Origin of the sequence: Streptomyces sp. CC208A, assembly GCF_030010625.1 — a bacterium.
Classification (GTDB): Bacteria; Actinomycetota; Actinomycetes; order Streptomycetales; family Streptomycetaceae; genus Streptomyces.
Genome location: NZ_JASCXN010000008.1, coordinates 169,464 through 183,554, shown reverse-complemented (window position 1 = coordinate 183,554; position 14,091 = coordinate 169,464). Strand labels below are relative to the sequence as shown.

General features: G+C 73.2%; 13 protein-coding genes. 6 read left to right on the top strand and 7 right to left on the bottom strand.

From position 1 onward, the window contains the following. Window positions 1-3 precede the first annotated feature (3 nt). Window positions 4-1,119 carry a hypothetical protein gene (locus QK442_RS12230; RefSeq protein WP_282693922.1) on the top strand — a complete coding sequence of 372 codons (1,116 nt, stop codon included), beginning with the start codon at window positions 4-6 and terminating at the stop codon, window positions 1,117-1,119. Window positions 1,120-2,102: 983 nt separating this feature from the next. Further along, a complete protein-coding gene (locus QK442_RS12220; protein ID WP_282693921.1) occupies window positions 2,103-3,143 on the top strand; it encodes a vWA domain-containing protein in 1,041 nt (346 codons plus the stop codon). A gap of 26 nt (window positions 3,144-3,169) precedes the next feature. Here the strand turns inward: QK442_RS12220 and QK442_RS12215 are convergent, their stop codons facing one another. The 5 genes from QK442_RS12215 to QK442_RS12195 all read right to left on the bottom strand — a co-directional run bounded on the left by QK442_RS12215 (window position 3,170) and on the right by QK442_RS12195 (window position 10,172). Continuing rightward, window positions 3,170-3,607 carry a hypothetical protein gene (locus QK442_RS12215; RefSeq protein ID WP_282693920.1) on the bottom strand — a complete coding sequence of 146 codons (438 nt, stop codon included), beginning with the start codon at window positions 3,605-3,607 and terminating at the stop codon, window positions 3,170-3,172. 56 nt (window positions 3,608-3,663) lie between these two features. Further along, entirely contained in the window at window positions 3,664-4,053 is a 390-nt protein-coding gene (locus tag QK442_RS12210) for a hypothetical protein (protein ID WP_282693919.1), read from the bottom strand. An 87-nt stretch (window positions 4,054-4,140) separates the two neighbouring features. Then, on the bottom strand, window positions 4,141-7,167 hold the full coding sequence (locus QK442_RS12205; RefSeq protein WP_282693918.1) for a hypothetical protein: 3,027 nt from the start codon (window positions 7,165-7,167) through the stop codon (window positions 4,141-4,143). 2 nt (window positions 7,168-7,169) lie between these two features. Further along, complete coding sequence (locus tag QK442_RS12200; protein ID WP_282693917.1) at window positions 7,170-9,050, bottom strand: HSP90 family protein; 1,881 nt, start codon at window positions 9,048-9,050, stop codon at window positions 7,170-7,172. A 144-nt stretch (window positions 9,051-9,194) separates the two neighbouring features. Beyond that, window positions 9,195-10,172: a hypothetical protein gene (locus QK442_RS12195; RefSeq protein WP_282693916.1), complete on the bottom strand. Its 978-nt coding sequence runs from the start codon at window positions 10,170-10,172 to the stop codon at window positions 9,195-9,197. Window positions 10,173-10,379: 207 nt separating this feature from the next. Between QK442_RS12195 and QK442_RS12190 the strand changes: the two genes are divergently transcribed. Further along, a complete protein-coding gene (locus QK442_RS12190; RefSeq protein ID WP_282693915.1) occupies window positions 10,380-10,526 on the top strand; it encodes a hypothetical protein in 147 nt (48 codons plus the stop codon). A 154-nt stretch (window positions 10,527-10,680) separates the two neighbouring features. Next, window positions 10,681-10,986 (top strand): hypothetical protein, encoded by a 306-nt coding sequence (locus tag QK442_RS12185; RefSeq protein ID WP_282693914.1) that lies wholly within the window; start codon window positions 10,681-10,683, stop codon window positions 10,984-10,986. 10 nt (window positions 10,987-10,996) lie between these two features. On the opposite strand, the gene QK442_RS12180 is transcribed toward QK442_RS12185, so the two are convergent. Beyond that, window positions 10,997-11,761 (bottom strand): methyltransferase domain-containing protein, encoded by a 765-nt coding sequence (locus tag QK442_RS12180; protein WP_282693913.1) that lies wholly within the window; start codon window positions 11,759-11,761, stop codon window positions 10,997-10,999. Window positions 11,762-11,924: 163 nt separating this feature from the next. Here QK442_RS12180 and QK442_RS12175 point away from each other — a divergent pair, with 163 nt between their 5' ends. Together QK442_RS12175 and QK442_RS12170 are read left to right on the top strand one after the other, a co-directional pair. Further along, window positions 11,925-12,335: a VOC family protein gene (locus tag QK442_RS12175; RefSeq protein ID WP_282693912.1), complete on the top strand. Its 411-nt coding sequence runs from the start codon at window positions 11,925-11,927 to the stop codon at window positions 12,333-12,335. A gap of 58 nt (window positions 12,336-12,393) precedes the next feature. Next, entirely contained in the window at window positions 12,394-13,278 is an 885-nt protein-coding gene (locus QK442_RS12170) for an NAD-dependent protein deacetylase (RefSeq protein ID WP_282693911.1), read from the top strand. Window positions 13,279-13,306: 28 nt separating this feature from the next. On the opposite strand, the gene QK442_RS12165 is transcribed toward QK442_RS12170, so the two are convergent. Continuing rightward, window positions 13,307-14,080 (bottom strand): LuxR family transcriptional regulator, encoded by a 774-nt coding sequence (locus QK442_RS12165; RefSeq protein WP_282693910.1) that lies wholly within the window; start codon window positions 14,078-14,080, stop codon window positions 13,307-13,309. Between the last annotated feature and the right edge of the window lie 11 nt (window positions 14,081-14,091).

Here is a 14,091-nt window from a genome sequence, read left to right as displayed (position 1 = left end):
CCAGTGATCGGACCCGAGGAGATCATCATCACCGCCATACGCAAGACCCTCACCGCCACCGCCGTCGTCGGCGCCGTTCTGGCGGGTTCGGCCGCCTGCGGCACGGTCGAGCAGCTGTCCGCCGGAAAGAAGCTGGACCAGGCCTTCGAGAGACTCGGCAAGGAGAAGACTCTCTCCTTCGAGCTGGACCTGGACGTCGACGCCCGGACCTTCAAGGAGCTGGACGCCTCTTCGGACCCGCAGCCCGGCGAGGAGCTCCCGGACGAGGCCGCCGAGCTGATCAGCGGCACGAAGATCAGCGTCACCGTGGAGTCGAAGAAGCCGATCGACGAGTCCGAGGAGAAGGACCTCGTCGGCATGGCCATGAAGGTCAGCGGCCCGGACGGCGATCTGGTCGAGTACCGGGTCGTCGGCGACCACGCCTACCTCCGGTCCGACGTCAAGGCACTCGGCACGGCACTGGGCACTCCCCTGCCGCCCGCCGACGAGCTCCCGGCGGAGGCGGGGGCCTTCAAGAAGGTGCTGGAGGGCGAGTGGGTCACGTTCGACACCGACGCGCTGAAGAAGGCCGGCCAGGGGGCGGAGGACGGCAAGCCGTCGCCCGAGCCGTCGCTGGACGCCAAGACGCAGAAGAAGCTCCTGGAGGCGCTGCGCGAGGTCATCGCCCGTGACGTCGACTTCGCGACCTCCGGCGGGAAGGACGGCACCGAGCACATCACCGCCACGGCCCCGTTCCGCTCGCTGATCACGGACCTCTTCGACGAGATCCGTCCGCTCGCCAAGGACCTGCCGCCCGGCATGGAGCTGCCGTCGGCCGGTGACCTGAAGGACGCCCCCGACCAGAAGGTCTCGGCCGACTTCACGCTCAAGAACGGCGAACTGGCCGAGGTGTACATCGACCTGGCCGCGCTGGCCGAGAACGCGAAGGTGAAGAAGCTCGGCCTCTCCCTGAAGCTGAGCAGCGGCACCAGGCCGGTCGCCCCGACCGGCGCCACCGAGCTGGACCTCGAGGAGCTCATGAGCGGCTTCGCGGCCGGGATGATGCCGGACGAGGGTTTCGATGAGGGTTTCGACGAGAGCTTCGACGAGGGCGGGTTCTCCGACGAGGACGCCGCGTAGGCCCCACCTCGGGGCGGGGGGCGCGCGTCTCCCGTGCCCCGGAGGGCGTACGAAGCGCTGGGCACCGCCCCGCTCCGGTACCGGCCCTCCCTGCCGGTGGGCGATGTCCTTGACCGGATCGGGGCGCTCGTCGGGCCCCGGCACCGTTCCCGCACATGGGGGCAGGTGCGGTGGCGGGCCCCAGGCCCGCCGAGCGGGGCACGGACAGGCGCCAGGCCCTTGCCGCGGCCGTTGACCGCGACGAGCGGTTCGGGGGCTCGTCGACGAGGGGTGAACTCCCCTCCCTCTCACGGGCGGTGACGTCGGGAGGATGACCGAGCCGTCGGAACAGCTCTCCCTTGCCCTCCATGCCGTGGGCGACCCCCCGATGCGGCCTCTGCCTCCTGAGGTGGCGGGGCTCTTGCGGGGGCGGGGTGCTCCGCCGCGGTTGGCGGCCCATCTGCGGGCGGTTCATGATGCCGCGGCCGTGCTGGTCGGCTGGGTGCGGGAGCGGTGTCCGGGGCCGGGGTTCGACGGGGAGGCCGTGCTCTTCGGGGTGGCCACGCACGACGTGGGGAAGGTGCTGCGTCCCGAGGAGCTCACGGGTCCCGGTTCCGCGCACGAGGCCGCTGGGCGCGGGCTGCTGCTCCGGCACGGGTTCGGGGCGGAGCGGGCGCGGTTCGCCGCCACGCACGGGTGCTGGGACGGTCCGGCGGTCACCGTCGAGGATCTTCTGGTCGGCGTCGCCGACAAGGTGGGGAAGGACAAGCGCGTGCCGGATCTGGAGGACCGGCTCGTCCGCGCGCTCGCCGAGGGCTCGGGGCGGGAGGCCTGGGAGGAGTACCTCGCGCTCGACGACCTGCTGACCCGGCTCGGGGCGGACGCCGGGCGCCGGATGGCCTTTCAGGCGGGGTTCCCGTCCGGTGAAGAGCGCCGGGCTCGATTGTCAGTGGCGGGTGAGACGGTAGGGATACCGAATCGGCGCAGAAGACGGGGAGTTCGCCATGTCCGGAAACCAGAACTACATCAATCACGTCGCACTCGTGCTGGACGCCAGCTCGTCCATGTCGCACCTGCGGAACAAGGTCGTCGAGGTCGCCGACCAGCAGATCGCGTACCTCGCCCGCCGGTCGCGGGAACTGGACCAGGAGACCCGTGTCACCGTGTACGTGTTCGCGGACAAGGTGGAGTGCGTCATCTACGACAAGGACGTGCTGCGGATGCCGTCCCTGAAGGAGTTGTACCGGGTCGGCGGGATGACGGCGCTGCTGGCGGCCGCGCTGAAGTCGCAGCGGGAGCTGGCGCAGACGGCCCAGCTGTACGGCGACCACAGCTTCCTGACGTTCGTGCTGACCGACGGCCAGGAGAACGCCAGTCACCGCTGTCCCGACGCCCCCTTCAAGAAGCCGCGTGCCCTGACGGCGGCCGTGGCCGAGATGATCGAGAAGCAGGACGACAACTGGACGCTGGCCGTCCTGGTGCCGGACCAGATGGGCAAGCGCGAGGCCGTGAACTGCGGCTTCCCGAAGGACAATGTCGCCATCTGGGACGCCACGAGCACCCGGGGCCTGGAGGAGGCCGGGCAGGTCATCCAGCAGGCCACGGAGAAGTTCATGGTGGGCCGCACCAAGGGCATCCGGGGTTCGCGGGCGGTGTTCTCGACGGGCACGGAGGCGGTCAACAAGGCCGCCATCGAGGCGGCCGGCCTCACGCCGCTGGACCCGGCCGGGTACCAGCTGATCCCGGTGGTCCGGGACGTGGCGATCCGGGACTGGGTCGTCGAGTCGGGGCACACGTACCGCACCGGCGGCGCCTTCTACCAGTTGAGCAAGGTGGAGAAGATCCAGGCGCGGAAGCGGATCGCGGTGCTGGAGAAGAAGACCGACCGGGTGTACACGGGGCCCGAGGCACGGGCCCTGCTCGGCCTGCCCGACGAGGAGGTCCGCGTCAAGCCCGACCACAACGCCGAGTTCACCATCTTCGTGCAGAGCACCAGCGTCAACCGCAAGCTCGTGCCGAACACGCGCCTGCTGCTGATGCACTGACACCCGCCTCCGGCCGGACCTGCCGGTCAGTCGTCGGCGAGTCGGAGGGCCAGGACGAAGTGCTCGCCGTCCGTCCCCGCGAGGAGACTGTCCATGAGCGGGGTGAGCCCGTTCACCGAGCCGCAGGCGGCGTCGTGGTTGGTCCACCAGCTGCCGTCAGGACCGAGCAGGGCCACCGCCCGGCCGGCCGCGCGTTCGGCTACGTCGGCGGGCAGGTGCCGGTGGGTCGGCCAGTACAGGTCGACCGTCGCGAGCCGGGCCAGGAACGGGGCCGCCTCGTACGGCTCCAGCGGTTCCGGTGCGGCGCAGATCTCCGGGACGGAAGGGGGCACGTATCCGGTGAGGAAGCGTCGCCAGGCCTCGTCCGCCGCCGCCTCGGCCAGCGGCTCGCGGATCCGTGCCGCCGGCTCGGGCAGGCCGGAGGCCGGTTCGGTGAACCGGCCGGCCGCCACGAACACGCGCATCGGCGTGGCCGACTCCCCCCTGCACGACCGGAGACCGGCGAGGGTCCGCCCGGGCGTCACGGCCGTCCGAGCTTTCTGAGGACGCGGTCGCGGAGGAGTTCGTACTCCTCCTGAAGCCTGGACCATTCGGTCACAGGCGGGCGGGGGATCACGATGCCGTCGGTGACGGTCTCCTCCGGTCCGAACTGCTCGCGGGTGAGGTCGATCTCGATGCCCGAGCCGAGGCGGTTCCACCAGTGGTAGTCCACACGCTCCCCATCGACGTGGACCTCGCCCCGGAGCAGTTCGCCGCCGAGGAGGTCATGGAGCACCATGGCGGTCACACCGCACTGGTCCCGGGCCGGGTTGTCCTCGGTCCACCGCGACCGGAACTCGGGGGTGCACGTCTCGGCACTCCAACTGCCGCGCACGGCACGCTCGATGTCGGCGAGAAGCAAAGTCGTCATTCTTCCGATCCTGCCAGGAGGCACGGACAACGCTCCCTCGCCCCGGCCGTCCCGCCCCTCGGAGGGGCGGGACGGTGGTCCGGCGGGTCAGCGGGACAGGAACTCCTGGCGGAGGGCGTCCAGGATCCGGGCGGCTTCCGGGTGGGCGGCCTTGCGGCAGCGGGCCGCCGCCGTGGTGAGGCGGGCGATGGCCTCGTGGACGCGGTCCAGGCCGTTGCCCTCGATCAGGGCCGCGACGCGGACCGCTTCGGCGCGGGGGAGCTCGCCCTGTTCACCGCCCTCGTCGTGCGCGGCGATCGCGGCCTCGGCCTCGGTGAGGGCCTCCTCGTAGCGGCCGGCCTCGGCCAGGACCCTGGCGCGGCGGTAGTGGATCTCGCCGCGCTCGTACCAGACGGCGAAGCCCTCCTCGCCGGGCGGCAGGGCGGCGAGGACCGCGTCGGCGCGCGCGAGGTGCTCCAGGGCGGTGTCCGTGCCCCCGGTGCCGCGGTCCTGCGGGGTGAGGCGCGCGAACTCCCGCATCATCAGGACGACGATCGGCGGGTTGGGCGCCTCGGCATGGGCGGCGACGGCGCGTTCGTACGCCTGGTCCGCGGCGTCCCAGCGGTCGGCCATGGCCAGGGTCGTGGCGGCCTCCGCGGCCACCAGGGTGAGGACCGCCCGGTCCTCCTCCGGCCAGCCGGCGACGGTGTCGGCGAGGCGGAGCAGCTCCTCGGCGGCCGGCAGGTACTCCTCCAGGTCGCGCAGGCCCCGGCCGAAGGTCAGGCGGGCCTGGGCGAGCATCCGTTCGTCGAGGTCCGCCGCGGCGGCGTCGGAGAGGACGGATTCGAGGACGGCGACGGCGTCGGCCCGCTGCCCGGAGCGGGAGAGGACCTCGGCGAGCTGGAGGCGCGCCTCGGTCGCCTCGCCGGGCTCCCCCGCCTGGTCGAAGCGGGCGGCGGCCTCGGAGAGGTGACGGACGGCGCCGGTGAAGTCCCCGAGGTGCGAGGAGGCGTGGCCGAGCAGCAGATACGTCGGGGCGAGCGCGAACGAGGTGTCGTCGTACGCCACGGCGTCGGCGATCGCGCTGTGGAGGAGGTCCACTGCCTCCTGCGGCTGGTCCTGGGAGAGCAGGAGCTGCGCGAGGAGGGCGCTCGGACGCGGACGGCGCCAGGGCCGGCCGGCCGCTTCGATGTCCTGGAGGGCGGCGCGGAGCTCCCGCTCGGCCTCGGCCATCGCGCCGCGGCGGCCCAGGAGGTCCGCGCGGAACTGGCGGGCGTTGGCCCTCTGGTGCGGGAAGCCGAGGCGCTCCGCCTCGGATCCGAGGGTGTCGACACGCTCCTCGAACCGCGCCGCGAGCTCCTCGATGCCGTCCCCGGAGTCCTCGGGGTTCTCCGTGGTGTCTCGTCGCCCCGTCCCGCTCATCGCGTCGACCAGTTCCTGGTAGGCGGCGAAGGCGTCGGAGTACAGGATGGAGAGGTACTCCAGGGTGCGCTCGGTGCGCAGGTCGGCGGCGAACGCCGCCTCCGCCTCGCTGAGCGGTTCGCCCTCCAGGGGTGCCTCGGTGAGCAGCTTCTCCGTCTCGCGCAGCACCTCGTCGAGGGCGGTCCTGACCGAGAAGCGGTCCGGGCGCGGGCCGTCGTCGTCGGAGTCGGGGCGGGTCGTCCAGGCGAGGGCGCGGGCCCGGCCGGAGAGGACGTGCCAGGGCATGCGCAGCCGCTCGTAGAGCTCCACCGCCGTGGCGAGCTCGGCGGAGCTGTCGGTGTGGCGGTCGTCCAGCCAGAGCTGCTGGGCCCTGTGCTCGGCGAGTTCGGCGCGGAGCAGGTCCTCGGGGCCGAGGGTGTCGTCGTACGGTTCGGTGGCGTCGGCGAGGCGTTCGCCGATCCGCGTCCAGAGCCTGGAGTCGCCGGGGTGGCCGCTGCGGGCCATGCGGCGGGCCTCCCGCACCAGGGCGGCGAAGTCCTCGGGGACCTCGATGCGGGTGGCGGCCGGGGTGGCGGGCGCGGTGGCCGGGGCCGCGGGGCGGGCGGTGACGGCCGCGCGCAGGCCGAGCGGCAGCGGCTCGTCGAGCAGCGGGCGGCGGGCGAGCCGCTCGCGGCGCCGGTCGCCGACGGCGCTCGTGCCGTTGCGGGCGTCGAAGGCGGCGGCGAGGGGTTCGGCCTCGGTACGGACGTGGGCGAGGAGTTCGGCGGCCGTCCAGGTCCGGCCGGGCAGGCCGGCCACGGCGGTGTCCTCGTGGCCGTCCTCGACGAGACGGGCGAGCAGCACCTCGACGCCGGTGAGGAAGCCGAGCCTGTCGAGCGGGGCGCCCGTCGCCTCGAAGAGGGGCCGGTTCTCCGCGAGGATCTCCAGGCCGCGGCCCTCGTTGCGGGAGAGGGCGCAGAACTCCAGGTGGAGGCCGACCTCGTGCTGCATGCCGGTGTTGCCGCGCACCTTGCGGTAGCCGGTGAGGTGGTGGGAGCGGGCCTCGTCCGTGCGGCCGGTGCGCAGCAGCGGGAGCAGGGCCCGTGCCTGGCTCATCTGGGGTTCCTCGCTGCAGCCCTGCTCGCCGTCGAGGACCGGCCGCCACCTGTCGAGGGCGGCGGTGTCGTCGCCCTCGGCGACCTGGTGGAGGGCGAGGTGCCGGGTCTCGCAGGCCTCGCAGTCGCTGAGGTCGGTGCGGGGCCGGGTGGCCCAGAGGTCGTACGCGTCGGCGACGCCGGTTCCGGTGTGGCGCGCGAGGTGGTAGCGCATGGCGGCCACGGGCTGGATGCCGTGGCCGGCCGCCTCGTACCGGGTGCGCATCTGGTCGATCCAGCCGTGGAGGGTGGCCAGGGGCATCTCGGGCACCTGGAGGAGGGAGGTCGTCACCCACTTGAAGCGCCAGAAGACCTGGTGGGCCTCGTAGGGGCTGAAGGATTCGGGGGTGGAGTCCCACAGCTTCAGGACGCGGGCGAAGACGACGGGCGACTTGCGCTGCTCGCCGGTGAACTCGTACGCCGTCATGAGTTCGAGGAGCGCGGTGATGAGCACGTCGGGCTGTTCGAAGACCTCGGCGGCCTCGACGAGTTCCTCGGCGGTGACGGTGCGCGGCGTTCCGTGGGGGCGCTCGTGGTTCTCGCGGAGCGCCTCGACGACGGCCTCGGGGGTGTCCAGCATCTCTACAGTTCCTTCCGGGGCTCGGAGCCGGGGGCGGCCGTGCCGGGCTGGTGCATGGCGTGGGTGAGCAGGCCGATGAAGGCCCGGTTGAGCAGGGCGCTCTCGCTTGCGCGCAGGGGGCGGCGGCTGAGCAGCAGCGCCTGCCCGTAGAGGGCTTCGGCGGTGGTGACGGCGAGGCCGCGCTCCGCGATGGTGAGGGCCTGGCGGACCAGCGGGTTGAGGTGGTTGAGGACGAGCTGGGCGCGCGGGGTGTCGTCGCGCAGCGAGCCGAGGATGTCGGCCCACAGGCCGTCGCTGTCGGCGGCGAGGCTCGACCGGGTGCGTTCGTGCCGGGCGTCGCGGTTGTCGAGGAGCAGCGCGGGGGCGGTGACGGGCTGGAAGTCGCGCAGGACGACGTCGCAGTCGTGGACGCCGATCGTCTCGCGGGCGACGGCGAGGAAGGCCGCGGCCCGGAGTTCGGCGCCCGGGTCGACGGCGTCGAGGTGGGCGGTGACGGTGGCCGGGTCGAGGTCGGTGACGGACGTGCCGGGGCGGATCTCGGGCAGCCGGTGGACGAGGTCGCGGTCGTAGGTGTAGCCGCCGTTGACGACGCCGAGTCCGGCGGCGGAGGCGATCGGCGCGACCTGCCGGAACTCCTCGACGCTGCGGGTCACGAGGAGCGTGGGGTGGGTGCGGGCGAACTCCTCCAGGGTGACGTTCCCGTCGGTGGTCTCGAACGGCAGCCAGGGCAGCACGATCCGCAGCAGCTCGTCGTCGTGGCGGGCGAGCGCCTTGACCGCGAGGTGGTGGGTGTCGATGAAGCGGTGGAGGAGGGCGGGGTCGCTGGCGGCGAGCCCGGTGAGCCAGTCGCGGATGCGGTCGCCGAGGGCGTCCCGTACGGCGGACAGGGTGCCGTCCTCGTACAGCGACTCGCGGGAGGCGGTCGGCCGGAGACTGGTGGTGTCGACGACGCAGCGCACGAAGAACGCCCACTCGGGGAGCAGTTCCGGTGCCTGGTCGGTGAGGAGCATGCCCTTGAGGTGGACGCGGTGTCCGGCGCGCTGGGCCGGGCTCACGGCGGTCGGCAGGACGTACGCGACACCGCGCAGTCCGGCGGCCGGCAGGTCGAGCTCGATGGTGTCGAGCGGGGTGAAGTCGAAGAGGTCGCGGCAGTACGCGGTGAGGGCCTCGCGCTTGGCGAACGGGGAGCGGTGCGTCCGCTCCCACGGCGGCGCCTCGTTGATGCGGTGGGTCTCGCCGTGCGCGTCGACGACGGTGACCTCGTGCCGCAGGAGACCGCCGTAGTGCCGGGCGAGGGCGACGACCTGCCGGGGGGCGGTCCACTCGGCGTTGTCGGCGCGCGGGACGAGCTGCACCGTGGTGCCGGGCTCGGGGAGGGTCGCGGACGGCAGGGTGCGGATGGTGTAGCGGCCGTCGGAGTGACCGCGCCATTCGACGGTGGGGGCGGCCGGGTCGGCGGCGGACCGGCTGAGGACGGTGATCTCGTCGGCGACGACGAAGCAGGCGAGCAGGCCGATGCCGAACTGGCCGATGAACTCGCCGCGCGCGGCGTCGAGTCCCGCGCCGTCCAGCGCGCCCTCGGCGGTCCGCTTGGAGCTGCGGCCGATGGTGGCGAGGAACCGGTGCACATCGGCCTCGGAGAGCCCGATGCCGGTGTCCGTGACGGTCAGGGTCTCCCCGGTGCGCACGGTGATCGTGCCGGGCGCGCCGGGGGTGAGGGCCTGTCGGGCGGTGATGGCGTCGACGGCGTTCTGGAGCAGTTCGCGCAGGTAGACGCGGGGGCTGGAGTAGAGGTGGTGGGAGAGCAGGTCGACCAGGCCGCGCAGGTCCACCTGGAAGGTGTGGGCGGTCTCGGGGGTGGGGGAGGTCTCTGGGTGGGACACCTGGCGCAGTCCTTCGGTGCGCGCCCGGCGCGCCGGACGGCGCGGGGCGGGGGGTACAGGGGGAGGAGCAGGGGTGCGGACAGGGCCGGGACGGCGATCGGAGCCGTACGCGTACGACGGACCACGCGCCGGACCGGCGGCGGCTCAGCGTCCGGCGTGGGAGCGGTGCTCCTTGTAGGCGCGAGCCGGGTCGGAGCCGTTGACGTAGTACCAGGGGAACTCGGTGACCCGTCCCTCCGTGGCCCGGAAGCACTCCCGTGCGGAGGCGACGTCGCCGGCCAGCGAGAACGCCATGGCGAAGGTGTTGTAGACCTGGAGCCAGCCGCGCCCGCGGACGAAGTCCGGGTGCCGGTACGAGTGGTCGGCGGCCTCGCTCAGGGAGGCGACCACCTCGGGACTCTCCATGTAGCGGGCGTCCGGGCCGGAGTCGAGGGCGAGCCAGTGCTCCAGGTGGGCGACGGCGACGAGCTGGCCGAGGAGCGTCCCGCCGGGGGCGCCGAAGGCCGAGGCGCGGGCGAAGGCGTGCATCTCCTCGTGCGAGCCGCTCCACTTCTCGCAGACCTGCTGGAGTTGCTGCTGGTGCGCTCCCAGGTGGTACGGGTCGCGGCGCACGGTCGCCTCGAAACGGCGCCGTGCCACGTCCCGTTCGACCTGGAGTCCGCGGCCGGTGATCTGGAGGCCGTACCAGGGCGAGGTCCAGCCCGGTTCGCGTTCGGCCACCTCGTACAGCCACGTCTCGGCCGTCGCCAGCCGCTCGTGGAAGATCTGGAACTGCTCGCGGGAGACGTCCTTGGCGCGGGCGGCCGTCCTGGCCTCCCAGCCCCAGCTGATGTGCCGGATGGCGGCCACGAGGCGCGGCAGCGGGGCTTCCGGCTCCGCCGCCATGACGTCGGCGATCCACCGCTCCACCCCGGCGACGTCCCCGACGGCCCAGAGGAGGCCGGTGCGGTCCTCGCTCTCGGGCCGCGCGTCGAGCACGTCCCGCACGGTCGCCCAGTCCGCCGCCTCGGCGGCCTCACGGGCGCGCCGCACGTCCGGGTCCCCGGCGTCCGCGTCGACCCGCGCGACGGGCCGCCCCGTCCACTTCCCCAGCGTGTTCCCCAAGTCCCGGAGCAACGCCATGTTCCCCACCCCTTGCCGTGTTCACACGGGGCGGCTGATGATCGTCCCTCCCCGTGGGTGTAGTGACTATCACGCACGACCGACAATCGCACACTCATATGAGGCGGGGCGGCCGCGGACGGCGCCCCCTGACGCCCCTCGCCGCGAGGCCCCCTCGTCAGTACGGAGAGTTAAGCTCTGCCCAAGCGGGATCAGAGGGGGATGATCATGGAACGGTGGCCCGAGGGCCGAGCGGCGGACCCGGTGGCGGCCCGCGAGCGCTACGTCTCCGATCTCCAGGTGTCGCGGCGCGCCGTCCGGGAGGTGTTCCGCCGGGCCTACCTCTTCTCTTTCGGCTGGGCCAACTGGATATGACGGCGGTGCGGACGCTCCTTCCTTGCCGTCCACGCTCGGACCTCTGAGAAGCGCGGTTCTCTGCCGTCAGGCCAAGGGAGGCGCAGCCGTCGGGTCCGGTCGGGCCCTGGCCCGGTCCGGTTGTCGTACGGGGCCGCTGCTACATTCGTGCGCCATGCGAGCACGTGAGTACGACCTCGATTTCCGCGACAAGGCCCGGCGGACCAGCGCATGGGGCATGGGCCTGCTGGTGGTGGCCGCGCTCCTGTGGATCTGGTGTGCGCTGCTGTTGCTCGCTTCTTGGGACGACGAGCGTGACTGGCCGGAGGCCTTGGCTGTTCTCGGTCTGTCCGTGCCGGTGTCCGTCGCCGGTGCCGTTCTCTTCACGGTGGGTTGGTTGAGCAGGCGGATGAGTGCCCATGGTGAGGCGATGCGCGAGCTGGACAAGTTCGCCGACGCCCCGAGGGGAACGGGGCGTTGAGGGGCGCGTCTCAGCGGGCGGCCTTGCGGGCGATCAGCTGGAGGAGGCGCGCGGTGTGTTTGTAGGGGTGGCGGGCGGTCAGGGCGAGTTCCAGGCGTTCGAGGTCGGCGTAGAAGGCGGGCTCGTGCTTGCGGGCGTCGTCGGTGATGTAGTCGCAGACGGTACGGATGCCGTAGTGGTGGACGTCCCGGCAGTCCAGGTCGGTCAGGTGGCGGGTGAGCTCCTCGGCCGTGTGCAGCGTCAGGGACGAGCCGAACATGTGCGTCCCGGCCCGGTCGGAGTCGAGCGCCGCCGTCGCGGCCGGCAGGTCCTTCTCGCGTACGGCTGTGGTCAGCGGCTGCGAGTGCCGGTTGATCGCCACCAGTGAGAACACCCCGTCCGGCCGCAGCGGGGCCAGCGTGGCGGCGAGCGTGTTCCGGGCGTCGTCCGTGTACGGGAGGAGGCTGTGGCACAGGACCACGTCGAAGTCCCCGTGGGCGAGGCGGTCGGGCAGCCGGTTCACATCGGCCTCGACGCAGGTGACGAGGTCCGTCAGACCGTCGGCCGCGGCCCGTTCGGCCGCCGCCGTGAGCATCGCGGGGGCGTGGTCGACGACGGTCACGTGGTGGCCGCGCGCGGCCAGGCGCACGGCGTCGCCGCCGTCCCCGCCGGCGAGGTCGAGGACGCGCAGCGGGCCCTCGGCGAGGGCTTCGCAGTGCCGGACGAGGTTCGCCTCGGCGAGCGCGTACCGCAGGCGTTCCCAGGGGGCCTGCTGCCACTCTTTCCACACGGACATGGCACGGTCGGACTCCTCGTGAGCTTCTGACATCCCGTGACGACAGCCGTCGCCCGGTCCACAGCCCTAGGACCAGCGTCCGATGGGCGTGCGGGGCGGGGCTCTCTACGCTCGGTGGCACCCGCCGGTTCCGTGTGAACCGCACCGCTCAGGAGGTCGCCCCGTGCCTGCCGACGCCACGGCCCACATCCGCATCGCCCGCCCGTCGCGTGACCTCGCCGCGGCGGAACGTTTCTGGGTGTCGGGGCTCGGACTCGACGTCCTCTACCGGCACGCGGCCGACGGCACCCCGGGGCGGCACTCCCTGCTCATGGTCGGGTGGCCGGACGCGGCCTGGCACCTCGAACTCGTCCACGATCCCGCCGCCCCGACGGAGCCGCGGCCGACCGTCGAGGACCTGCTGGTGGTGTACCTCGCGGAGGAGGTGCCCGGCTCGCTGGTGGAGCGGCTCGAACAGCACGGCGGGAAGCGCGTGCCCGCCCACAACCCCTACTGGGACACCTGGGGCGTGACCGTCCAGGACCCGGACGGGTACCTGCTGGTGCTGTCCACGCGGGACTGGTCCAACGGCTGACCCGCCGGGCGCCCGGCGTCCCAGCGCCCTCGCGGGGCGGAGCTCGTACGCTGGCCGCATGCGCATGCGGCCTACGTTGAGCTGGACCCCGTCCGAGGATCACCCGCCGGGGACGACGGATCTGGAGCCGGTCGTCGAGGTGGTGGGGGCGGGGGGTGTGCTGGTGCTCAGCGGGGCCGGGATCTCCACCGAATCGGGGATCCCGGACTACCGGGGGGAGGGCGGGAGCCTGAGCCGGCACACTCCGATGACGTACCAGGACTTCACGGGCAGTGACCGGGCCCGGCGGCGGTACTGGGCGCGCAGCCACCTCGGGTGGCGTACGTTCGGGCGGGCTCGGCCCAACGACGGACACCGGGCGGTGGCCGCGTTCGGGCGGCGGGGGCTGCTCGCCGGGGTGATCACCCAGAACGTCGACGGGCTGCACCAGGCCGCCGGCAGCGAGGGGGTCGTGGAGCTGCACGGGGGTCTCGACCGGGTCGTCTGTCTGCGCTGCGGGGACGTCAGTGCGCGGCGGGAGCTGGCCCGGCGCCTTGAGGAGGCCAACCCGGGGTTCGATCCGGTGCCGGCCGCGCTCAATCCCGACGGCGACGCCGACCTCACGGACGAGCAGGTCGCCGGTTTCCACGTGGTGGCGTGCGGGGTGTGCGGCGGGGTGCTCAAGCCGGACGTGGTGTTCTTCGGCGAGACGGTGCCGGCGGAGCGGGTGGAGCGCTGCCGGGAGCTGGTGCGCGCGGCGGGCTCCGTCCTGGTGCTCGGGTCGTCGCTGACGGTGATGTCCGGGCTGCGGTTCGTCCGCCAGGCGGCGGAGGCCGGTACACCCGTGGTGATCGTGAACCGGGATCCGACACGGGGCGACCGGCTCGCCGCCGCCCGGGTCGCCCTTCCGCTCGGGAAGGCGCTCGTCTCGGTCGCGGAGCGGCTGGGCGTCGACCCGGGGTGAGCGGCGCCGCCGCGACGCGCTCCTCGGCTCAGCGGGAGGAGCGGATTCCCCAGGCGGCGGCCCGGGCCGCGGCCGCCGCCCGGTTGGGGAGGTCGAGCTTGGCGAGGATGTGCTCGACATGGGTCCCCACCGTGCGCGGGGTGATGTACAGCAGCTCGGCGATCTGCCGGTTGGTGCGCCCGGCCGTCAGCTCGGCCAGCACCTCCAGTTCGCGCGGCGACAGCCCGCCGGGCCGGTGCACCGCCGCGGTGCCCTCGGGCTCCTCCGCCGCTTCGGGCGACGGAGCCGGGCAGGAGGCCACCGTCGCGGTGAGGGCTTCGGTGAGCAGGGTGACCACCGCGCGCGCCGGGTCGGGGGTGCGGCGGGGGCGGCGGAGGCTGATGTTGAGCATGCCGACGTACCGGCCGTCGGCGGTGAAGAGGCACTGGGCGACGCCGTCCTCGATGCCGAGGGGCGACAGCACGTCCTGGAACCCCGGCGAGGCGGCCAGGAGCTCCCCGGGGACGTCGCCGAGCCAGAGGCCGCCCCGGTCCGGGCTGCGCAGTACGCGGAAGACCGGATCGCGGTGGAGGCGGGTCTCGATGTAGGCCGTGGCGTCCTCGGGGTAGCTCCCGGCGAGGGTGGTGTGGCGCCGCCGCCGCGGGTCCCACCGGGACAGGGAGGCGTGGTCGTGCTCCAGCACCTCCGACAGCGCCGCCAGGACCGTGTCGACGCCGGTCGCGCCGGTCGTGGCGCTCCTGGCGGCTTCTCGGACGTGGAGGGCCGCGTCCAGGATGTCCGCAGTGCCGTGCCGTGCTGCCATCCCCCCAGGAT